The organism is Streptomyces sp. NPDC001156, assembly GCF_053598275.1.
Genome location: NZ_JBSFJX010000010.1, coordinates 107,042 through 129,747 on the forward strand (window position 1 = coordinate 107,042; position 22,706 = coordinate 129,747).

The window sequence follows — 22,706 nt, forward strand, 5'->3', positions numbered from 1 at the left end:
AGCCGCGGGGAGCAGTCAGGCCATAGTAGGCGGGTCGGGCGGAGCCCATGCCCGCTTGTGGATAACTGTCTGACCTGCGCCTTTGCTGTGCAAGAGGGGCTGGTCGATCTGCCGGTCGGGACGCGGGGCCGGTCCTGCTAGGTGCAGACCGTGCCGGCTGCAGGAACCTTTCCGTCGAGCAGGTAGGCGTTCACGGCGTTCTGTACGCACTTGTTTCCGCTGTCGTAGGAGCCGTGTCCCTGGCCCTTGTACGTCAGCACGACTCCGACTGCCTTGCCCAGTGCCTGCGCCATCCTGTACGCACCCTCGTAGGGAGTGGCCGGGTCGCCCGTGTTGCCGATCACCAGCATCGGCGGTGCGCCGGGTGCGCTCACGTCCGGGTGGTTGGCGGCGCCGTGCACCGGCCAGTTGGTGCAGCTGAGCATGCCCCAGGCCAGAAACTCCCCGAACACCGGGGACGCGGCCCGGAACAGGGGCAGCTTCGCCTTCACGTCGGCGATGCTGTACCGCTGTCTCTCGTCCGCGCAGTTGATGGCGATGTTCGCGGGGATGAGGTTGCTGTAATGGCCGCTGTCGTCCCGCCCGTTCAGCGCATCCGACAGCAGCATCAGCACCTTGCCGTCGCCGGCGTACGCCTGCTGCAGGCCTTGGGTGAGGTACGGCCAGAAATCCTTGGAGTACAGGGCCTCGGCGATGCCGTTGAGGGCAGCCGTCTGGGTCAGCTTGCGGGAGCCGACGCCGGGAAGGGGCTTGCTGTCGAGGCTTTTCAGCAGTTTGAGGATCCGGTTCTGGACGTCCTGCGGCGTCTTGCCGATCGGGCACCCCGTGCTCCGCGAGGTGCAGTCTCGGACGAAGTTGTCGAGCGCGAGCTGGAAGCCCTTGGCCTGGCCCAGCGAGCTCTGCTCCGGGTTCTGCGTCGGGTCGACGACCGCGTCGAGCACAGCCCGCCCGACCTTATGGGGGAACAGGTGTGCGTAGACGGCGCCCAGTTCGGTGCCGTAGGAGATGCCGAAGTAGTGCAGCTTGGCGTCCCCGAGCACTTGGCGCATCAGGTCGATGTCGCGGGCCGCGTCGGTGGTGCGCACATACGGCAGCACCTTGCCGGAGTGAGCCTCGCAGGCCGCGTTGAAATTCTTGATGCTGTTCAGGTACGCCTTCTGCTCGGCCGCGGTGTCGGGTGTCGCGTCCTGCTGGAAGAACGTGTCCAGTTGGCGGTCGTTCTCGCAGAGCACGCCCGCGCTGCGGCCGACTCCACGGGGGTCGAAGCTGACCAGGTCGAAGCGGGTGCGCAGGGCCGCGTAGTCCTGTGCGAAGGCGGGCAGCGCGGTCACCCCGGAACCTCCGGGGCCGCCGAAGTTGAAGATGAGTGATCCGATGCGCTTGCCCGGGCCGCTGGCCGTCACCCGGATCAACGCGAGGTCGATGCTTCCACTGTTGAGGTTGTTCCAGTTCAGGGGCACTTTCAGGGTGGCGCACTGCCACCGGCCGCCGTTGGGCAGGGGCGCGGGGGCGCTGCCGCCGCCCTCCGATTCGGACGGTGCCGGACAGTCCTTCCAGTCCAGCTTCTGGTTCGACCAGTTCAGCGCCGGGCTGGACAGCGCCACACTCGTGGTGGCGTTGGCGCAGCCCGTCAGCAGCGAGGAGACGAGGACGGTGGTGGCGGCCATGGAGAGGGCGCGGATCCGATGAGGGTTCGGCATGCTCCCATCGTGGGGCTGGACCACCTGGGACGCTCACGCTGCGAGCCGTGCGGGTGAGTTCGGGCGATGTGGAGGGCGTGGCGCGTTGCGTGCGGCGGGGCAACGCGCGTGTGCCCCGCCGCACGCAACGCGCAGCTCTAGAGCGAGCCCTTGCGCGTCAGATGGTTGAAGAAAAGCCATCCCGGCAGCACCGGCAGCCACAGCGTCAGGAGCCGGTACAGCAGCACCGCGGGCGCGGCGACTTCCTTGGGAAGACCCACGGCGATGAGACCGACCGTCAGGGTGGCCTCCACCGCGCCCACGCCGCCCGGGGTCGGAGCGGCCGAACCGAGCGCGTTGCCCGCGAGGAAGACCACGGCGACGCTGGCCAGGCTCAACGTGCTGGTCTCCTCGTGCCCGAACGCCCGGATCGAGGCGTCCAGGCACATCACGAAGCAGGCGGTCAGCAGCAGCATGCCGCCGATGCCGGTGATCAGCTTCTGCGGGCGCTGCAGGACGTCGAGCATGCGGGGCACGACGCCCGCGAACAGCGACCTCACGCGCGTGACGACGAATTTCCGCATGAACGGCACCGATGTGACCACCAGCACGAGCACGGCGACCGTCAGCAGACCGGCGATGACCGTGCGGGACGGCGACAGGGACGGCGTCTTCTCGGTGCCCGTGAGGTAGCCGAAGGACAGCAGCATGAGCACATGGCAGCCCAGTCCGAACAGCTGCGACGCGCCGACGCTCGCCACGGCGAGGCCCGGCCGCACGCCCGCGCGCTGCAGGAAGCGCGTGTTGAGCGCGACACCGCCGACCGCCGCGGGCGCCACGATCTTCACGAACGACCCGGCGACCTGGGCCGCCGCGGTGCGCAGGAACGGCACCCGCTCGGGCACGAAGCCCAGCAGCGCCATCGCCGCGGCGACGTAGCTCAGCGCCGAGAAGAACACGGCCGCCGCCACCCAGCCCCACTCGGCGTTGGCGAAGAGGGGGCCGAACTCGATGTGGGTGAGCTGCGTCAGCAGGAAGTACGCGCCGATGGCGCCGGCCATGAAACTGATCAGCGTGCGCGGCCGCACCCGCTCCAGCCGGGCCGGCTCGACCGGCGCCTGCGGCCTGATGCGCAGCACCTGATGACGGATCTGGGTGAGCAGGTCCTCCTCGCGGGCGCCGTCGATCGCCTCGTCGATGGCCCGCTTCTCGGCCCGCTGCTCGGCGCGTACGGCCTTCTTGTCGGGCTTGTCGAGGGCGACCCCGGTGCCTTCGCGGTCCTCCTCCAGGCGGGCGGCCTTGGCCTGCCTGGATGCCTCCAGGACTTCCTCCCGCTCACGCTGGGCCCGCTCTCGGGCCAGCTTCCTGAGCGTCGCCCGTGTGGAGCGGGTCAGCGCGATGGGCTGCAGCATGGGCAGGCAGTCGGCGACCGCGTCCGGGCCGAGCACGCCGACCGCGGAGGCGACCGACCGCTCGGCTCCCACGCGCAGTCCGAGTGTGGTGAGCAGCTGCGCGATGTCCATCCGCAGCACCAGGTCGCCGGCCGCGATCTCCCCGTTGCGCAGGTCCGTCAGGATGACGGCGCCGGAACGATCCACCACGATGGCGTCGCCGGCGAGCCGGCGGTGCGCGATGCGCCGCGACTGGAGCGCGCGGACCTGCTGCCAGGTGTCGCGCAGCAGTTCGTCGGTGATCTCCTCGTCGGACAGCTGGTCCAGGGTGCGGCCGCCGGTGTGCTCGTAGACAAGCATCACCGCGTCGGGACCGAGCTCCGAGGTCGCGATCAGCTTGGGCGCGTTCGCGCCGGCGGCGATGGCCGCGTAGGCGAGCAGCGCCTCCTGCTCCAGCGCCTGGCGCAGCGACTGCAGGCTGCGCCGGGTGGTGATGCCGCGCAGCGTCAGCTGCCGCCACACGCGGTAGAAGAAGCCCTGGGCCTGCTGTTCGCGGTCGACGACGGTGACGTCGAGGGGCGGGCCGTCCTCCAGGGTGACGAAGTAGCGGCGACCGCGGTCGCCGCTGTCCGTCGTGTCCGGCAGGTCCTCTCGCGCGGCGCTCACGGGGCGGAAGCCCACGGTGCGCAGGCCCGCCATCAGCGTCCGCCCGGTCGGCTGCACGTTGGGCGAACCGACGGCGTAGAGCGTCCCGGCCGCGACGCTCCAGCCGATGAGCACCGTAAGGATGATCGAGAACGGTGTGGTGTAGCCGGTGACCAGCATCGAGAAGGCGTCGAGCAGCAGCACGACCCACAGCACGGCGCGCCAGCGGGGTCTGCGTGACATGCCCACGGCCGTCATATAGGCGATGACCGGTGCGAGGTAGCCGTGCACCGGGTCGGTCAGGGCGTGGATGTCGCCCGGGGAGGGTTGGGTGAGTGCCTCCCGGATGGACGGCGGGGCGCCCCTGGCGACCCATAGATCCGTGGCGAGCGTCACCCCGTGCGCGAGGACTGCCGCGAGGACGCCGTCGGCGATGCGCAGCCCGTCCCGCTTGATCAGCCGTTCGATCGCGAAGGCGACCGGCACCAGCAGGACCGCGATGCTCGACGCCAGACCCGCGATCTTGATCAGTAGATCGGGTGCCTGGCCCGTGCCTTTGTTGATGTCCTGTTCGAGCCCCGAAGTGGTTCCGTGTGCGAACGCGGCGATGGCGAGCAGCACGGCGATCGCGAGCACGCCCACCAGCAGGCGCATGAGGTCGGAAGGCCGGTGCACGCGCGCGGGGAGCAGCGGTTCGTCGCCCTCGACCTCGTCGTTGTGGGCGTCGGCACAGTGCTCGTCCGACTCGGACCGCGGCCTCGGGGCCGCCACACGGGGCTCCTCGTTCTCGTCCGCCGTCTCGCGCGAGGCCCCGTCCTCGGCTGCCTTCTTATACGCCGTTGCCTCGTCGTCCGCCTGCTTGTCGGCATGCGGCTTCTCGTCACCGGGGCCGGAGTGCGGGCCCACGGAGTCGGTGTCCGGGCGCGACGAACCCGCAGAGGTGCCCGCCGCGTCGTCGGGGTGCACGCCCTGCTGCTTCATCGTCTCTTCTTGATCTCGTATCACCAGTCACCGCCCGCACGATGGTGGCACGTCTTCCCGACACTCGGGGGCATCAGGGTGCAAATGCGGGGGCGCACAGTCTGCCCGAAGCGCCGCGCCGGGGCGAGGGATACGCCCCGTCACTCTCACCTCACATTGTCGGTGCGGTGCGGCAGGATGGGTCGGATGAGCGAGGAGAGTCTTCCGGCGGACGCCCTGCCGGACTACGCGGAACGGGTCCTTGACGTGGCCGAACGCATTCCGTCCGGGCGCGTGATGACGTACGGGGACGTGGCCGAGTGGCTGGAGGAGGGCGGTCCGCGCCAGGTGGGCCGCGTGATGGCGCTCTACGGAGGAGCGGTCCCCTGGTGGCGTGTCATCCGTGCGGACGGCGTCCTGCTCCCGGGCCACGAGCTGGAGGCGCTGGGCCACTATCGCGAGGAGGGCACCCCCCTGCGCGAGGCCGGCCGCGCCACCGACGGCCATCTGCCACGGGTCGACATGAGACGGGCCCGCTGGGGCGGCGACGAACACGCGGAAAGTCACACGTGACAGCTTCCGGCATCGTGCGGGCCCAGAGGCAACCCGTGGCTCGTCCGGGGGAAGTCCGGCACATCCGTGACATGCCGTACGTTCGTTCAGCGGGGGGCATGAGCGACCCGACGGGCGCGCCGGACCGGGGGGAAGGACTGCTTCCGCGTTTGGCGCGGGCGTAGCGTCGACGGCGCGCATTCCTCTCATCCCGCGGCCACCGCCCGCCGCGCGCGGCCGTCCTCCGACCCGTCGCCCGACCACGACCCCTCGACGACGGCGCCCCGCGCCGACAGTGACAAGCCCGAGTACGACCACCAGGACCGGCGAACCACGTGAGCTCCTCTTCCTCCACCAGGCGCCTGCCGCACCCCCAGGTGCGGCAGGGGAGCCGTGGCGCTTACCGACTGGTGCGTACCCCGCCCGTCCGGGTGGACCCCCCTGTGCTGGACGCAGCACAGCGGGCCGTGGTTGACCACGAGGCCGGTCCGCTGCTCGTCCTCGCGGGCCCAGGCACCGGAAAGACGACCACGCTGGTCGAGTCCGTCGCCGCCCGGATCGCCCGCGGCGACGACCCGGAACGCATCCTCGTGCTGACGTTCAGCCGCAGGGCCGCCGTCGACCTGCGCGACCGCATGGCTCGGCGCACCGGCGCGGCGCACGCCCCGCAGGCGACCACGTTCCACTCGTTCTGCTACGCGCTGGTCCGAGCCCACCAGGACAGCGACCTGTTCGTGGAGCCGCTGCGACTGCTGTCCGGCCCCGAACAGGACGTGGCCGTGCGCGAGCTGCTCGCCGGTCAGCCCGACCTGGAGCGCCTCGGGCTCGCCCATGTGCGCTGGCCGGACGAACTGCGCGCCTGTCTGACAACGCGCGGTTTCGCCGACGAGGTGCGCGCCGTGCTGGCCCGCACCAGGGAACTCGGCCTCGGCCCGGACGCCCTGCGCCGCTTCGCCGAGCGCATCGGCCGTCCCGACTGGACGGCCGCGTCGGCCTTTCTCGCCGAGTACCTGGACGTCCTCGATCTCCAGGGAGTGATCGACTACGCGGAGCTGGTCCACCGCGCGGTGCTTCTGGCTCGCCGCCCGCAGGTCGCCGAGTGGCTGGCCGCCCGGTACGACGCGGTGTACGTGGACGAGTACCAGGACACCGATGCCGCGCAGGTACGCCTCCTGCGGGCGCTGGCGGCCGGTGGCCGCACCCTGGTGGCCTTCGGCGACCCCGACCAGTCGATCTACGCGTTCCGGGGTGCCGACGTCGGCGGCATCCTCGAGTTCCCCCACACCTTCCCGCGCGGAAACGGCGCTCCGGCACCGGTGGAGGTCCTCAGGACCTCCCGCCGCTCCGGTGCGGCTCTCCTGGCCGCCACCAGGCTGCTGACCCGGCGCATGCCCCTGACCCGGCTTCCGGCGGAGAAGGTGCGCGCCCACCGTGAGCTCGCCGCGGTACGCGACGGGGGCCGTGTGGAGGTCTTCACCTACCCGACGCCCGGAACCGAACTCGACAACATCGCCGACATGCTGCGCCGGGCACACCTGGAGGACGGCGTGCCGTGGGGCGAGATGGCCGTTCTGGTGCGCGCCGGAGCCCGCACGATCCCAGTGGTCCGCCGCGCCCTGACGTCGGCCGGGGTCCCCTTGGACATCGACGGCGACGACCTGCCACTGCGCCACGAACCGGCGGTGACCCCACTGCTGACGGCACTGCGCGCGGTGGCACGGGCGGAGGCCGCGGCCACGGGACCCGGTGACGGCGTGCCGGAGCCGGAATCCGGAGAGTCCGGGCACGAGGGAGTGGAATCAGAGAGGGCGGAGCGGGGCGAGACCGAGCAAGCCGGTACGAAAGCGGGCGTGACGCCGCAAGTCGGTTCTAGGCAGGACGAGTCGGGAAGGGACACGACGGATCCCGTCCCCCATCCGTGGCTCGACACCGAGACCGCGCTCGCCCTGCTCACCTCGCCCCTCGCCGGCATGGACACCGCCGACCTGCGCCGCCTGGGCCGCGCCCTGCGGGAGGAGGAGCGGGCCGCCGGCAACCCCATACCGCCGCCGTCCGACGAACTGCTCGCACGGGCGCTGGCCGAACCGGAGCGGCTGGTGGCGCACGACCCGGCGTACGCGCGCGGCGCCCAGCGCCTGGGCGCTCTGCTCAGGAAGGCCCGTGAACGGCTCGCCGGCGGCGGCACGGCCGAAGAGGCTCTGTGGGAACTGTGGGGCGGCACCCCATGGCCCAGACGTCTGGAGAGCGCCTCCCGGCGCGGCGGCGCGGCCGGGCGCAATGCCGACCGCGACCTCGACGCCGTGTGCGCCCTTTTCGCGACGGCCGCGCGCGCCGAGGAGCGCACCGGCGGCCGGGGCGCCCTCAACTTCCTGGAGGAAATCGAGGCCCAGGACATCGCCGCCGACACGCTGACCCGCCGGGCGGTGCGCCCCGACGCCGTACGTCTGATGACCGCGCACCGCTCCAAGGGCCTGCAGTGGCGCCTGGTCGTCGTCGCCGGCGTCCAAGAGGGGCTGTGGCCCGACCTGCGCCGGCGCGGATCCCTGCTGGAGGCCGACCGCATCGGCCGTGACGGGCTGGCCGAACCCCTCACCCCGGGCGCGTTGCTCGCCGAGGAACGCCGGCTGTTCTACGTCGCCTGCACACGCGCGCGTGAACGCCTGATCGTCACCGCCGTGAAGGCCCCCGCCGACGACGGCGACCAGCCCTCGCGCTTCCTTGCCGAACTCGGTGCCGAACCCAAGGACGTCACCGGCCGCCCGCGCCGCCCTCTGGCCGTCGCCGCGCTCGTCGCCGAACTGCGCGCCACGACCGTCGACCCGCGTGTGTCCGACACACTCAGGGAGGCCGCCGCCCGCCGACTGGCCCGGCTCGCCGCGCTCACCGACGAGGATGGCCGCCCCCTGGTGCCGTCCGCGCACCCCTACCGCTGGTGGGGCATGTGGGACCCGACCGAGAGCAAGGTGCCGCTGCGGGACCGCGACCAGCCGGTCGTGCTCTCCGGCAGCGCGCTCGACCAGCTCGCGAATACCTGCGCCCTCCAGTGGTTCCTGGGCCGGGAGGTGAAGGCCGACACACCGGCGACCGCCGCCCAGGGCTTCGGCAACGTGGTGCACGTCCTCGCCGACGAGGTCGCCTCCGGGCGCACCCCGGCCGACCTCGACGTCCTCATGGAGCGCCTCGACTCAGTGTGGAACGCGCTCGCCTTCGACGCGCCCTGGAAGTCCGAGCAGGAGAAGGACAACGCGCGCGTGGCACTCGAACGCTTCCTGAAGTGGCACGTCGACTCCAACGGCGCCCGCCCTGGGCGTACGCCGGTGGCGAGCGAGCACGACTTCGACGTCACCCTCGAAGCCGGTGACTACGAGGTGCGCATCCGGGGCTCCATGGACCGTGTCGAGACGGACGCCGATGGCCGTGCCTACGTGGTCGATTTCAAGACGGGCAAGCAGGCCCCCAGCGCCGCCGAGGTGGCCCGCCATCCGCAGCTCGCCGTCTACCAGCTCGCCGTGCGCGAGGGTGCCGTCGACGAGGCCTTCGGCGGTGTGCACCCCGAGCCGGGCGGCGCTGAACTCGTCCAACTGCGGCAGGGCGCACCCAAGAAGGACGGTGGGGACACCCTGCCCAAGGTGCAGGCTCAGGCACCTCTGACGGGGGAGTGGGCCGGCGAGCTGCTGGCCACCGCCGCGGGCAAGGTCCTCGACGAGCGCTTCTCCCCGGACCCCGGGCAGCACTGCACGCACTGCGCGTTCCGCGCCTCGTGCAGCGCGCGACCCGAGGGCCGTCACATCGTGGAGTGACCACGCCCGTGTGGTGGACCGCACCATGCGTGCCGACCAGCGCTTCCTCGAGCACGGCGGGCGATGTGGCATCCGCTGTCAGTGGCCGCCGATAGCCTCTCCGACGTGCCCGCCCGTATCAGCGACCCCGAGCAGCTCAAGGAGCTCCTCGGCATCCCGTTCACCCCGGAGCAGACAGCCTGCATCACCGCACCGCCCGCGCCGCAGGTGATCGTGGCCGGCGCCGGGTCGGGCAAGACCACAGTCATGGCGGCCCGCGTGGTGTGGCTGGTCGGCACCGGACAGGTCGCCCCGGAGCAGGTTCTCGGGCTGACGTTCACGAACAAGGCGGCCGGTGAGCTGGCCGAGCGCGTCCGCAAGGCGCTGGTGAAGGCGGGCGTCACCGACCCGGACGTGATCGACCCGGACAACCCGCCAGGCGAGCCGGTGATCTCCACCTACCACGCCTTCGCGGGCCGCCTGCTGACCGACCACGGGCTGCGCATAGGGCTTGAACCGGCCTCGCGCCTGCTCGCCGACGCCACCCGCTACCAGCTCGCCGCGCGCGTGCTGCGCGAGGCGCCGGGACCCTACCCGGCGCTGACCCGCTCCTTCCCGGACCTCGTCAGCGACCTGCTCACCCTCGACTCCGAGCTGGCCGAGCACCTCGTCCGGCCCGAGGAGGTGCGCGCGTACGACGCCGAACTGCTGCTCACCCTGAACGGCGTCCGGCTCACCAACGCCGACCTGCGCAGGGTTCCCGAGACGGCCGCGGCCCGCCGTGAACTGGCCGAGCTGGTCGGCCGCTACCGGGCGGTCAAGCGGGAGCGCGACCTCCTCGACTTCGGCGACCAGATCGCCCTCTCCGCTGACCTCGCGCGCATCCCCGAGGTGGGGCGCATTCTGCGTGACGAGTTCCGTGTGGTGCTGCTCGACGAGTACCAGGACACCTCGGTCGCCCAGCGCGTCCTGCTGGCCGGCCTGTTCGGCGGCGGCACCGGCCACCCCGTGACCGCGGTGGGCGACCCCTGCCAGGCGATCTACGGCTGGCGCGGGGCCTCCGTCGCCAACCTCGACGACTTCCCCGAGCACTTCCCGCACGGCGACGGCCGTCCTGCCACCCGCCAGGCGCTCAGTGAGAACCGCCGCAGCGGCGGCCGCCTCCTCGACCTCGCCAACGGCCTCGCCGAACCGCTGCGCGCCATGCACGCGGGCGTGGAGGCCCTGCGCCCGGCTCCCGGCGCCGAGCGCGACGGACAGGTCCGGTGCGCACTGCTCGGCACCCACGCCGAGGAGATCGACTGGGTCGCCGACTCCATCGCCCACCTGGTGCGCACCGGCACGGCACCCGGCGAGATCGCTGTCCTGTGCCGTACGGCCACCGACTTCGCCGAGATCCAGGGCGCCCTCGTGGCCCGCGACATCCCCGTGGAGGTCGTAGGCCTGTCCGGGCTGCTGCACCTGCCCGAGGTCGCCGACCTCGTCGCCGTCTGCGAGGTGCTCCAGGACCCCGGCGCCAACGCCTCCCTCGTCCGCCTCCTCACCGGGCCCCGCTGGCGCATCGGCGCCCGCGACCTCGCCCTCCTGGGCCGCCGCGCCCGGCTGCTCGTGTCGCACGCGCGCGTGGACGCCGACGACGACCCGGACCGCCGGCTCGCCGCGGCCGTCGAAGGCGTGGACCCGGCCGAGGTGATCTCGCTCGCGGATGCCCTCGACACCTTCCTGGAACTGCCCATGGAGGCCGGGCGGGAGCACGACGGCCTGCCGTTCTCGCCCGACGCGCGCGTACGGTTCGCGCGCCTCGCCGCCGAACTGCGCGAGCTGCGCCGCTCCCTCGCCGACCCGTTGATGGACGTGCTGCACCGGGTGCTCGCCGTCACCGGCCTGGAGGTGGAGCTGGCCGCGTCCCCGCACGCGCTGGCCGCCCGTCGCCGCGAGACCCTGTCGAACTTCCTGGACATCGCGGCCTCCTTCGCGGCCAACGACCCGGAGGCCACACTTCTGGCGTTCCTCGGCTTCCTGCGCACCGCCGCCCAGTACGAGAAGGGCCTCGACAACGCCCTGCCCGGCGGTGAGAACACCGTCAAGGTGCTCACCGCGCACAAGTCCAAGGGCCTGGAGTGGGACGTCGTCGCCGTGCCCGGACTGGTCACCGGGACCTTCCCGAGCACTCAGGGCCGCGAGAAGTGGACCGCTCAGGGCAAGGTGCTGCCGCACGCCCTGCGCGGTGACGCGGACACCCTGCCCGACATCGAGCGGTGGGACTCCCGGGGACTGAAGGCCTTCCACGAGGCCATGAAGGAGCACCAGCACACCGAGGAGCTGCGCCTCGGCTACGTCACCTTCACCCGCCCCCGCTCACTGCTGCTCGGCTCCGGCCACTGGTGGGGACCCGCCCAGAAGCGCCCCCGCGGACCCTCCGACTTCCTCCAGGCTCTCTACGAGCACTGCGCCGCCGGGTACGGCGAGATCGAGGCCTGGGCCGACGAGCCGGCCGAGGACGCGGAGAACCCGGCGCTGCTCCGGGCCACTGCCGACCACGCCTGGCCGCTCCCGCTGGACGAGGCGGCACTAGCCCGTCGTCGCGCCGCCGCACAGACAGTGCTCGCCCACCTCGATGAGGACGCCTCGCAGGACGGCGCCCAGCCCGCCGCCACCGTCGACCCCTCCGCGTACGACGACCCGGAATGGCCGTCCAACCCGGAGGACGAAGACCTCCGCGAGGAGCAGGCGCCGGAGGGACGACTCCACGAGGGCGCCCCCTACGACGGCCTCCCCGAGGAGGACGCCTCCGATTGGGATCCCGAGGAGGACGCCTCCGGCTGGGATTCCTGGACGACCGACCGCCCCGCGGCGCAGCCCGAAGTCCCACACGCGCGCGTGCAGCCCGGCGACGGCACCCCCACCATCCCCCACGCCCGTCAGAGCCCGGCCGAGGACGTCCCCGGGCTCACCCTGGAGGAGGCCCGGACCATCGCCTCCTGGGACCGCGACCTGGACGCCCTCACGGGAGAGCTGCTGCGCGCCCGCGCGGGCGTCACCGACGTGCCCTTGCCGACGGCGCTGACCGCCTCCCAGGTGCTGCGACTGGCCGCCGACCCCGACGGGCTCGCCCAGGAACTCGCGCGCCCCATGCCGCGCCCCCCGCAACCCGCCGCACGCCGCGGCACCCGGTTCCATGCCTGGGTCGAGGCACGCTTCGAAGAACTGCGGCTGCCCATGCTGGAGCCCGAGGACCTCCCCGGCAGCGAGGCAGAGATCGCCGACGAGCGCGACCTGGAGGCCCTCAAGGACGCCTTCGAACGCACCCCCTACGCGCACCGCACCCCGTACCGGGTCGAGGCTCCGTTCCAGCTCGCCATCGCCGGGCGCGTGGTGCGGGGCCGCATCGACGCCGTCTACCGCACGGACGACGGCGAGTCGACCACGTACGAGATCGTCGACTGGAAGACCGGCCGGACCCGTACCGGCGACCCGCTCCAGCTCGCCCTGTACCGGCTCGCCTGGGCCGAGCAGCAGGGCATCCCTCTCGAAGCCGTCGAGTCCGCGTTCCTGTACGTCCGCAGCGGCGAGGTCGTACGCCCCGAAGGCCTGCCGGACCGGGCCGCACTGGAGCGGCTGCTGCTGGCCGAGCCGGCCGCGCAGGAACCGGCGGACCAGGATGCCGGCGCGGGCCGATAGGCTCGTGAGCATGAGCGAGACCCCGGACAGTGCCGTCCGCACGTACATCGACCACCACCGCGCAGCCTTCCTCGACGACCTCGCGGAGTGGCTGCGCATCCCGTCGGTGTCCGCCCAGCCGGAACACGCGGCGGACGTGCGGCGCAGCGCCGAGTGGCTGGCCGCCAAGCTGGCGGAGACCGGCTTCCCCACCACCGAGGTGTGGCCCACCGACGGCGCTCCCGCCGTCTTCGCCGAGTGGCCCGCCGACGACCCGCAGGCGCCCACCGTCCTGGTCTACGGCCATCACGACGTGCAGCCCGCCGCCCGGGAGGACGGCTGGGACAGCGACCCGTTCGAGCCGGTGATCCGCGAAGGCCGCCTCTACGCGCGCGGGGCCGCCGACGACAAGGGGCAGGTGTTCTTCCACACACTCGGTGTCCGCGCCCACCTCGCCGCTACCGGCCGCACCGCGCCGGCCGTCCACCTGAAACTGCTGATCGAGGGCGAGGAGGAGTCCGGCTCCCCGAACTTCCGCACCCTCATCGAACAGCACGCGGACCGGCTCGCCGCCGACGCCGTGATCGTCTCCGACACCGGCATGTGGTCCGCGGACACGCCCACCGTCTGCACGGGCATGCGTGGCCTTGCCGATTGCGAGATCGTCCTGCACGGGCCCGAGCAGGACATCCACTCCGGCTCCTTCGGCGGCGGCGTGCCCAATCCCGCCACCGCGGCCGCCCGCCTGGTCGCGGCCCTGCACGACGAGCACGCGCGCGTGGCGATACCGGGCTTCTACGACGGCGTCACCGAGCTCACCGACCGCGAACGCGCGCTCTTCGCCGAGCTCCCCTTCGACGAGGAGCAGTGGCTGCGAACCGCCAAGTCGACCGCGGCCCACGGTGAAGCCGGTCACACCACCCTGGAACGCATCTGGGCCCGCCCTACCGCCGAGGTCAACGGCATCGGCGGCGGCTACCAGGGCCCGGGCAGCAAGACGATCATCCCGTCCTCGGCCATGGTCAAGCTCTCCTTCCGTCTCGTCGCGGGCCAGGACCCCGACCACGTCGAAGGGGCCGTCCGTGCCTGGGCCGCCGACAAGCTGCCCGCCGGGATCAGGCACGAGATCACGTTCGGCGCCGCCACCCGCCCGTGTCTGACCCCCCTCGACCACCCCGCCCTGCAGTCCGTCGTACGTGCCATGGGCCGCGCCTTCCAGCAGCCGGTCCGTTTCACCCGGGAGGGCGGATCCGGACCCGCCGCCGATCTCCAGGAAGTCCTCGGCGTGCCCGTCCTCTTCCTCGGCATCTCCGTCCCGTCCGACGGCTGGCACGCGCCCAATGAGAAGGTCGAACTCGATCTGCTCCTCAAGGGCGTGGAGACCGCCGCGTACCTGTGGAGCGACCTCGGGGAGATCCGGCGCGATGCGGACTGACGACGCCCTCGGCGGGGCGGCCGACCGGGCGTGCCGTGGAGCACGGCACACTGGAAGGACCACCCCGCACGCCCAAGGCCCACGGGACCCGGTCCCCTCCAGCCGCACGTCCCGCTGAACCACCCGCCGAAACCACCGCCGCACCGGGGGAGTTGGAAGCACCCGTGACCACCTGGACCGACCACACCGCCGACCGACCCATCTCGCTCACCGCCCCGAGCGGCATCGACCGCGCCGCCCACCACCGGCTCGACGAGGCCTGGCTCGCCGCGGCGTGGAGCCACCCCACAACCCGCTGCTTCGTGGTCTCCGGCGGTCAGGTCCTCATCGACGAGACGCCCGACGGCCGGACCGAACTCGTCATGACCCCGTCCTTCGAGGCGCCCCTCACGGAGGCCCACCGCTACTTCCTGGGCACCGACGAGGACGGCATCAGCTACTTCGCGCTCCAGAAGGACGCTCTGCCCGGCCGCATGGACCAGTCGGCGCGCCCGGCCGGACTGCGCGAGGCGGGCCTGCTGCTGTCCCCGCGCGACGCCGGGCTGATGGTGCACGCGGTCGCCCTGGAGAACTGGCAGCGCATGCACCGCTTCTGCTCGCGCTGCGGCGAACGCACCGTCATCGCGGCCGCCGGCCACATCCGCCGCTGCCCGGCCTGCGGCGCCGAGCACTACCCGCGCACGGACCCCGCGGTGATCATGGCGGTCACGGACGACGAGGACCGCATCCTGCTCGGCCGTCAGGTGCACTGGCCCGAGGGCCGCTTCTCGACGCTCGCCGGCTTCGTCGAACCGGGTGAGTCCATCGAGCAGTCCGTACGCCGCGAGGTCTTCGAAGAGGCGGGCATCACCGTCGGCGAGGTCGAGTACGTCGCCAGCCAGCCCTGGCCCTTCCCGTCCAGCCTGATGCTGGGCTTCCTGGCCCACGCCACCTCCACCGACATCACCGTGGACGGCGACGAGATCCACGAGGCCCGCTGGTTCTCCCGCGAGGACCTGCGCGCCGCCTTCGAGTCCGGAGAGGTCCTGCCCCCGTACGGCATCTCGATCGCCGCCCGTCTGATCGAACTGTGGTACGGCAAGCCCCTGCCCACGCGGAGCGCCTGACCACGGCACACATAGGTCTGAGCGACCCGTTCCGGAGCAGGCCGGACCTGCGGCGCCGACTGCCGTGACGCTCCGCGGTGACGGGGCGGACGGGGCACAAAACGACGGGAAGGCGGTCCCTGAGACACCTCAGGGACCGCCTTCCCGTGAAATCGTTCCGGCGCCGCGTTACGCGCTGATCTTCTGCTTGACCTGCGCCAGCGACGGGTTCGTGAGCGTCGAACCGTCCGCGAAGAGCACGGTCGGGACCGTCTGGTTTCCGCCATTCGCCTTTTCCACGAAGGCCGCGGAGTCCGGGTCCTGCTCGATGTTGATCTCGTTGTACGTGATGCCCTCACGGTCCAGCTGGCTCTTCAGCCGCCGGCAGTAGCCACACCACGAAGTGCTGTACATCGTCACAGTGCCCGGCATGTCGGTCGCGCTCCTTTACGGTCCGGTGTGCGTAGTCGCAGAGACGGCAACGTATGTGAACCTTCCACCATTCCCGTCACGCGCTATGGGGATACTCGCTCCTCCCAGCGGTGTGCCCGCCGTATGGAGCGGTGACGCTCAGCACGGGAGGGTCACGCCTGCCGCATCAAGCGGGGAGCGTTGCGCCTGCGGTACCCACGGGAGGGGCGTGGCGCCTGCCGCATAAGTACGACTGCTGGGCCTCCCTGTGGACAACCGCCGCACCCGTCTCCGCCGACCTGGCAGCATGGCGGGGTGACAGCAGCAACGCATTCCACCCTCTTCCCGCAGACTCCGGACTCGGCCGACGCGGTGCTCGACGGCCTCGACCCCGAGCAGCGCGAGGTGGCGACCGCCCTGCACGGTCCGGTGTGCGTGCTGGCAGGTGCCGGCACCGGCAAGACGCGTGCCATCACGCACCGCATCGCCTACGGGGTCCGCGCCGGCATCCTCCAGCCCTCCAGCGTGCTCGCCGTCACCTTCACCAACCGCGCTGCGGGCGAGATGCGCGGCCGCCTCCGCCAGCTCGGCGCCGGAGGGGTCCAGGCCCGGACCTTCCACTCCGCGGCCCTGCGCCAGCTCCAGTACTTCTGGCCGAAAGCCGTCGGCGGCGGCCTCCCGAGGATCATCGATCGCAAGATCCAGCTCGTCGCCGACGCGGCTGCCGCATGCCGTGTGCGCCTCGACCGCAACGAGCTGCGGGATGTGACCGCCGAGATCGAATGGTCGAAGGTCACGCAGACCGTCCCGGCCGACTACGCCGCGGCGGCCGCCAAGTCGGGCCGGGAAGCACCCCGGGACACCGCCGAGATCGCGCAGCTGTACGCCGTGTACGAAGACCTCAAGCGGGACCGCGCCGTCATCGACTTCGAGGACGTCCTCCTCCTCACCGTCGGCATCCTTCAGGACCGGCACGACATCGCGGACGAGGTGCGCGCCCAGTACCAGCACTTCGTGGTCGACGAATACCAGGACGTCAGCCCGCTCCAGCAGCGCCTGCTGGAGCTGTGGCTCGGCGATCGCGACAGCCTGTGCGTCGTCGGCGACGCCAGCCAGACCATCTACTCCTTCACGGGCGCCACCCCCGACCACCTGCTCGACTTCCGTATTCGCCATCCCGGAGCCACAGTCGTCAAACTCGTTCGCGACTACCGCTCCTCGCCCCAGGTCGTCCACCTCGCCAACGGCCTTCTCGCCCAGGCCCGCGGCCGGGCCGCCGACCACCGTCTCGAGCTGGTCTCCCAGCGCGATCCGGGCACCGAACCCGACTACAGCGAATACGCCGACGAGCCCGCCGAGGCCGAAGGCGCCGCCCGCCGTATTCGCGACCTGCTCAGCGCGGGCGTGCCCCCGGCCGAGATCGCGATCCTGTTCCGCACCAACTCCCAGTCGGAAATCTACGAACAGGCCCTCGCCGACGCCGGGATCCCCTATCAGTTGCGCGGCGCCGAGCGCTTCTTCGAACGTCCCGAAGTACGCAAGGCGGGCATCGCCCTGCGCGGCGCCGCCCGGTTCGGCGCCAACGACTCCCTCCTCGATGACGCCGTGGACCTGCCCTCCCAGGTACGTGCCGTCCTCTCGGGCGAAGGCTGGACCGCCGCACCCCCAGCGGGCTCCGGAGCCGTCAGAGAACGATGGGAGTCCCTGGCCGCACTCGTGAACCTCGCCCAGGACTTCGCGGCGGCCAAGCCCGGCGCCACCCTCGCCGACCTGGTGGCGGAACTCGACGAGCGGGCCAACGCCCAGCACGCACCGACGGTGCAAGGCGTCACTCTCGCCTCGCTGCACTCGGCCAAGGGCCTGGAGTGGGACGCCGTCTTCCTGGTCGGCGTCGCCGAAGGCATGATGCCGATCACCTACGCCAGGACCGATGAGCAGATCGAGGAGGAACGCCGCCTCCTCTATGTGGGTGTCACCCGCGCCAGGGAACACCTCCATGTCTCCTGGGCTCTCTCCCGTTCACCCGGCGGTCGCCCCGGCCGACGGCCGAGCCGCTTCCTCGACGGACTGCGTCCCGGTTCCTCCGCCGGCACCGGCCGCGCCGTCGTCGCCGGCCGTGGAGGCATCGAACGTGGCTTCAGCACAGCTGCTACGGCCGCCGCTCCGCGCCGCCACAGCAGAACTCCGGCCCGCTGCCGGGTCTGCGGGCGCACACTGTCCGAGGCCGGCGAGATGAAGCTGATGCGCTGCGACGGTTGCCCCTCCGACATGGACGAGGGCCTCTACGAGCGGCTGCGGGCATGGCGGGCGGTGCAGGCGCGCCGCAGCGGACAGCCCGCCTTCTGTGTCTTCACGGACCGGACCCTGATCGCGATCGCCGAAGTCGCCCCCGGTGACGAAGGCGAACTGGCGCGCATCCCGGGTGTCGGAGTCCGCAAGCTCCACCGCTTCGGGGAGGATGTTCTGGCCATCTGCGCGGGCCGTGACCTCGCAGAAGAGGACGACGGCGACTGATACGAACTCGTCGAAAAAATAGTTTGCGCATGCCCCGGGAATCCCCATAGGTTCTAAGCACGCGAACGGCGGCCTTCTCGGAGGGCCCCATTCCGTGTTGTACTTGCATATCCGTTGGACTGGGCTCGCCCCGGTCCCCCTAGACGCCGAGAGGAGGCGATTGAAGTGATCAGCATCAAGGCCAGCTCCACCAGCACCGTCAAAATGACCGATCCCTCGGTCGTCTCCACGTGCATGCTCGGCGTCTCCAACCTGGGCACCGGTCTGTCCGGCATTCGTGCCGTCCGTCCGGCGTCCTCCGTGTCTCGCGCGGCTCTGCCCGTCCGTGAGCGCAATGAGCGACCGACCAAGGCACTGGAAGCAGTAGTGGCACAGGCCCAGGCCTATGCCCTCGCGGCCGCCGGTGCCGGATTCCGGAAGCAGACGACGCAGCACCACCTGATGTGGGCCTTCCGTGGGCCAGAACCCTGGAGTGATCCAGCCTGATCGGCGATCAGGCCGGCGCCTTCAGGGCCGCGGAACCCCACCCGGGATCCGCGGCCCTTCTGTTTTCCCCGAACGGGGACGGCAGAGCGAAGGGGCCTCGGGACAAAAAAAGAACCCGGTACCAAGCCGCCACCCGGTCCAACAGGGCCGGAACGACCAGACGAGGAAGACGAACCGTGCAACTCGAAGCGCACGCCCCGTCCGTACCGCCTTCAGAAACGATCCCCCCGCCCGGCCTCACGGAGGACTCCACCTTGACCCCGCTGACGGCGCTCACCGCGCTCGACGACGCCATCGAGAACCTCGGCGTACCCGTCCCCTGCCGCTCCTACGACCCGGAGGTCTTCTTCGCCGAGTCGCCGGCAGACGTCGAGTACGCCAAGTCCCTCTGCCGCACCTGCCCGCTGATCGAGGCCTGCCTCGCCGGCGCCAAGGAGCGGCGTGAGCCCTGGGGCGTCTGGGGTGGCGAGCTCTTCGTCCAGGGTGTCGTCGTGGCCCGGAAGCGGCCGCGTGGCCGCCCGCGCAAGAACCCGGTCACGGCATGAACACCGCAGGAACGATCGATCGCCCCCTCACGCACGACCCCAAGAAGCAGGCCCCGATGAAGCCGTCCACCAGCGAGCCCGCAGGCTCCGCGACCCAAGACTCCACCACCGCAGGCGCGAACGCCTCGCGTCAGAACAGGACCCGAGAGATGCAACTCATCCCAGAAGCCTTGGCTCGTGCGCATATGCACGAGCGACTGCACGAGGCCGAGCTGGACCGCCAGGCCGTACGCCTGGTGATGGCCCGCCGGATGCAGCGCCGGGCGGAGCGCGCGTCGATGCGCGCCCGCCGTGCGCTCGCCATGGCCGTCATGCAGTAGCCGACGCTTGACATTCGGCACCCGGAAAGTCTCGCGGGGGTCGGTCCGAACGGACCGGCCCCCGCGGTGCGTTGTGTGCGCCGAACCGGTTCGGCGCCGATAGGGTCACCCGGGTGACGAGTCTTTCCGGGGACAGTGACGACAACGGCTCCGCCGGCCCGCCGGACAGCACACAGACTCCGTACCTCGTGTGCGACCGCTGCGGCGCCCGGGCCGAGGGCCCCCGCCCCACCTGGATCTGCTCCGTGGAGAACGGCCATCGCCACTACTTCTGCGACACCTGTGCCCGGGACAACATCAGGGCGATCGAAGGGCGTCTGGACTCGGACTGGTGGTAGACGTCGCGTTCGCTCAGGCCTCCGCCGCGATTTCCTCCTCCGGCAGGAAGCCCGGAAGCCACTCCTCCAGCTCGTCCCGCAGACGGACCGTGGCACCCAGTTGGCACAGCACACCGATCGTGCTCAGGGTCACCCGGTGTATGAGGAGGTACGCCGGGGGCAGGTTCAGCTGCTTGCCCAGCTGGTAGGCGGGGGAGCGCGGGTCGGCGACCCGGGCCGCCTGGCTGCGCATCCAGCCGCGGCTGAAGGTGAACGCGTCGGCCTCGGCGGGTTCGATGATCGGGAGGAGATAGTCGAGGACCGCGTCGGGGTCGAGTTCGATGGTTTCCTTCACGAAGCCCTCGGCACAGAGCAGTTCGTAGACCGACTGGGCATCGCCCTCCAGGGTCATGCGCAGCGAGTGGCCGATCGGAGTCGGCAGGCCGCCGGGGAGACGGTCGACCGTACCGAAGTCCAGCACGCCCAGACGCCAGTCCTCCTGGCGGGTGCCGCCGTCGGGGCCGGGCACGAGACGGAAGTTGCCGGGGTGCGGGTCGGCGTGCAGCAGACCCGTACGGGCCGGGCCGGAGAAGAGGAAGCGGGCCAGCAGCTGACCGGCTCGGTCCCGCTGTTCCTGCGTACCGCCGGAGATCACCTCTGACAGAGCTATGCCGTCGATCCACTCGGTCACCAGAACCTGGTCGCACTGGTGCACCACCGCCGGCACCAGGACGTCCGGGTCGCCCGCGAACTCCTCCGCATGTGCCTGCTGTGCCTGTGCTTCCAGGCCGTAGTCGAGTTCCTCCGAGACCCGGTCCCGCAGTTCCGCGATCAACGGCTTGATGTCCATGCCCGGGATCAGGGGACCGAGCAGGCGGGCGAACCGGCTGAGCTGGGTCAGATCGGAGAGCAGCGCGTCGCCGGCGCCCGGGTACTGCACCTTGACCGCGACCTCGCGTCCGTCGTGCCACACCGCGCGGTGCACCTGGCCGATCGAGGCCGCCGCGGCCGGCTTGTCCTCGAATTCCAGGAACAGCTCGTGCCAGTCCTCGCCGAGGCGCTCCTCCAGTACCGCGTGCACCGTGCGCGTCGGCATCGGCGGGGCGGCCTCCTGAAGCTTCGTCAGCGCGGCGCGATACGGTCCGGCGACCTCCTCGGGCAGCGCCGACTCGAAGACGGACAGTGCCTGCCCGAACTTCATGGCGCCGCCCTTCAGCTCACCGAGCACCTTGAACAGCTGCTCGGCCGTGCGCTGCTGGAGTTCGCGGCCGACGATCTCCGCGGACTCCCCGACGATCCGTTTGCCCAGTCCCCAAGTGGCCCGCCCGGCGAAGCCGAGCGGGAGCGCGGCGAGCTTGGCGGTCCGGGTGACCGCCTTCCGGGGAAGATCAGACATGCGCCCTCCAAGTCCCAGACCGCCGTGCCGCGTGTGTCCTGCGGGACAGGTTCCTCAATGGCTGTTGCTCTGCCATTGTCTCGTGCGGCTCCCCGTCCTTTGAGGTGTGTTCCTCCTTACTTTTCTCCGCTGCACCGCACCCGCATGCGGGATGGGCCCAGACGGGTCGCGCGTGCCAGTCGAGCCGGGGCACGGAGGCCTCCCATCGGGCGCCCGCGCTGGAGGGGGACTCGCCGTCCAGGAAGGCGAGCGCGTGCCCGGCGGCGACCGACGCGACGGCGGATGCCAGGGTGAGGTCGCATGCCTGGACCTGCCGAGGGCGTCCGGAGCGCCATTGGGCGACCAGACGCGGCCAGGTCTCGTCCCGGTCGGCCCGCCCCCAGTCGAGGCAGCCCGCGCAACTCGTCTCGCCGGGGACGACAAACGGGCCGACGATTCCCGTACCCTCCGCGACACCCGCGTACAGATGCGGGGTGCCGGAGGCGATCAGCGACTCGGCGTGGAACGGGTCGGGTGCGTGGATGTCGAGTCCGTCGCGTGGGGCCAGGACCACCAGGGAGTAACCCGCGTGCCCGTCGTCGTGGGGAGAGCGCCGGGATGCCCGCTGCCGGCGTGGTGGCCGGTCCGGGGCGGCAGCGCGGACCGCGCGGCGGGCCGCCTGGTCCCTGCGCTCGCCGATGGAGTCCGTGGGCAGTCCGCCGGGTGCCACGTCCCACGGCTCGACACAGCCGGTGTCGCGGACATCGACCTCGCCGACGCCGGCGCCCGCCAGCAACGAGGCCAGGACGGTCCCCACGCGGCCGGCGCCGCGGACCTGGACGCGCAGGGAGCGGCGGGCGGCCAGGCGCCGGGCGGGTTCCCCCGGTCTGCGGGCGACCAGCGACAGTGATGCCAGATCCGGCCGGAGGCGGTCCAGGACGGCGGCTTTCGCGCGCAGCGCGTCTGCCTGCGGGCCGCCGCCGGTCGCGTCGTCGAGCAGTCCCGCGCCCGAGAGGTTGTCCACGAGTGCGTCGACGTGCCCCTCGGGCAGGCCCATCCGTCGGCCTTCCTCGCGCAGCAGCGACAACCCTCGGGTGCCGTCGAGCAGGGGGAGAAAACTGCCCGTCGCGGTGTCCACCGGGCCCAGCACCATCGCATGCGCGGGTGCCATCCCGAACTGGACGGTGTTCAGATCGCGCCAGCCACGCCGCAGCGCGGGCTTCACCATCGGATGCATGACCGACCCCCGTTGTCTGTAATGCACGGTTATGTCATTGATCCTCAGCAGATGTCATCGTCTGCCGACGCATGCCAGGATGCCCAGGCGCAGCGCGGTGTGCGGAAAGTTGTCCACAGGCGGGGGCATTGGTCCAAGGCCGGGTAGTTAACGGATTTGCGCTGGTGGCAAGCCAGTTGACGTGACTCGGGCACCAGACGGGAACGTGAGCAACGGAGCCCCGTTGAAGCAGGTAGTCCGCCAAGACTGTCTGCTGCCTGTGGAGCTCCGTTGCCTGTACGTCATTGTGCCCTGCCGCCTGGTCTGATGACCGTC

General features: G+C 71.4%; 15 protein-coding genes. 10 read left to right on the top strand and 5 right to left on the bottom strand.

The features are described 5' to 3' along the window. Nucleotides 1-137: 137 nt before the first annotated feature. A complete protein-coding gene (locus ACWDA7_RS08315; protein ID WP_450603366.1) occupies nt 138-1,700 on the bottom strand; it encodes an alpha/beta hydrolase in 1,563 nt (520 codons plus the stop codon). Nucleotides 1,701-1,837: 137 nt separating this feature from the next. Next, nucleotides 1,838-4,696: a lysylphosphatidylglycerol synthase transmembrane domain-containing protein gene (locus ACWDA7_RS08320; RefSeq protein WP_450603367.1), complete on the bottom strand. Its 2,859-nt coding sequence runs from the start codon at nt 4,694-4,696 to the stop codon at nt 1,838-1,840. Between the two features lie 186 nt (nt 4,697-4,882). Between ACWDA7_RS08320 and ACWDA7_RS08325 the strand changes: the two genes are divergently transcribed. The 5 genes from ACWDA7_RS08325 (at nt 4,883) to nudC (ending at nt 15,207) form a co-directional block, all read left to right on the top strand. After that, nucleotides 4,883-5,248, top strand: coding sequence for an MGMT family protein (locus ACWDA7_RS08325; protein ID WP_450603368.1), 366 nt, complete (start codon nt 4,883-4,885; stop codon nt 5,246-5,248). Between the two features lie 314 nt (nt 5,249-5,562). After that, nucleotides 5,563-9,027 (top strand): ATP-dependent helicase, encoded by a 3,465-nt coding sequence (locus tag ACWDA7_RS08330; protein WP_450603369.1) that lies wholly within the window; start codon nt 5,563-5,565, stop codon nt 9,025-9,027. 63 nt (nt 9,028-9,090) lie between these two features. Beyond that, nucleotides 9,091-12,687 carry a UvrD-helicase domain-containing protein gene (locus ACWDA7_RS08335; RefSeq protein WP_450603370.1) on the top strand — a complete coding sequence of 1,199 codons (3,597 nt, stop codon included), beginning with the start codon at nt 9,091-9,093 and terminating at the stop codon, nt 12,685-12,687. Nucleotides 12,688-12,697: 10 nt separating this feature from the next. Then, nucleotides 12,698-14,101: a dipeptidase gene (locus ACWDA7_RS08340; protein WP_450603371.1), complete on the top strand. Its 1,404-nt coding sequence runs from the start codon at nt 12,698-12,700 to the stop codon at nt 14,099-14,101. A 164-nt stretch (nt 14,102-14,265) separates the two neighbouring features. After that, nucleotides 14,266-15,207 carry an NAD(+) diphosphatase gene (nudC, locus tag ACWDA7_RS08345; RefSeq protein WP_450603372.1) on the top strand — a complete coding sequence of 314 codons (942 nt, stop codon included), beginning with the start codon at nt 14,266-14,268 and terminating at the stop codon, nt 15,205-15,207. Nucleotides 15,208-15,375: 168 nt separating this feature from the next. Here the strand turns inward: nudC and ACWDA7_RS08350 are convergent, their stop codons facing one another. Beyond that, on the bottom strand, nt 15,376-15,618 hold the full coding sequence (locus tag ACWDA7_RS08350; protein ID WP_359395965.1) for a mycoredoxin: 243 nt from the start codon (nt 15,616-15,618) through the stop codon (nt 15,376-15,378). Nucleotides 15,619-15,912: 294 nt separating this feature from the next. On the opposite strand from ACWDA7_RS08350, the gene ACWDA7_RS08355 reads away from it, so the two are divergent. The 5 genes from ACWDA7_RS08355 (at nt 15,913) to ACWDA7_RS08375 (ending at nt 19,800) form a co-directional block, all read left to right on the top strand. Continuing rightward, nucleotides 15,913-18,111 (top strand): ATP-dependent DNA helicase UvrD2, encoded by a 2,199-nt coding sequence (locus tag ACWDA7_RS08355; RefSeq protein WP_450603373.1) that lies wholly within the window; start codon nt 15,913-15,915, stop codon nt 18,109-18,111. 165 nt (nt 18,112-18,276) lie between these two features. Then, complete coding sequence (locus ACWDA7_RS08360; protein ID WP_450603374.1) at nt 18,277-18,597, top strand: hypothetical protein; 321 nt, start codon at nt 18,277-18,279, stop codon at nt 18,595-18,597. A 176-nt stretch (nt 18,598-18,773) separates the two neighbouring features. Beyond that, nucleotides 18,774-19,142 carry a WhiB family transcriptional regulator gene (locus ACWDA7_RS08365; protein ID WP_019072119.1) on the top strand — a complete coding sequence of 123 codons (369 nt, stop codon included), beginning with the start codon at nt 18,774-18,776 and terminating at the stop codon, nt 19,140-19,142. Continuing rightward, nucleotides 19,139-19,462 (top strand): hypothetical protein, encoded by a 324-nt coding sequence (locus tag ACWDA7_RS08370; protein ID WP_359395958.1) that lies wholly within the window; start codon nt 19,139-19,141, stop codon nt 19,460-19,462. The genes ACWDA7_RS08365 and ACWDA7_RS08370 overlap by 4 nt, the downstream gene beginning before the upstream one ends. Before the next feature lie 113 nt (nt 19,463-19,575). Beyond that, nucleotides 19,576-19,800: a hypothetical protein gene (locus tag ACWDA7_RS08375; RefSeq protein WP_450603375.1), complete on the top strand. Its 225-nt coding sequence runs from the start codon at nt 19,576-19,578 to the stop codon at nt 19,798-19,800. A gap of 13 nt (nt 19,801-19,813) precedes the next feature. On the opposite strand, the gene ACWDA7_RS08380 is transcribed toward ACWDA7_RS08375, so the two are convergent. Both ACWDA7_RS08380 and ACWDA7_RS08385 read right to left on the bottom strand, forming a co-directional pair. Then, nucleotides 19,814-21,175 carry an ABC1 kinase family protein gene (locus ACWDA7_RS08380; RefSeq protein WP_450603376.1) on the bottom strand — a complete coding sequence of 454 codons (1,362 nt, stop codon included), beginning with the start codon at nt 21,173-21,175 and terminating at the stop codon, nt 19,814-19,816. Next, nucleotides 21,168-22,391 (bottom strand): TOMM precursor leader peptide-binding protein, encoded by a 1,224-nt coding sequence (locus ACWDA7_RS08385; RefSeq protein WP_450603377.1) that lies wholly within the window; start codon nt 22,389-22,391, stop codon nt 21,168-21,170. Before ACWDA7_RS08385 ends, ACWDA7_RS08380 begins: the two co-directional genes overlap by 8 nt. Nucleotides 22,392-22,706 lie beyond the last annotated feature (315 nt).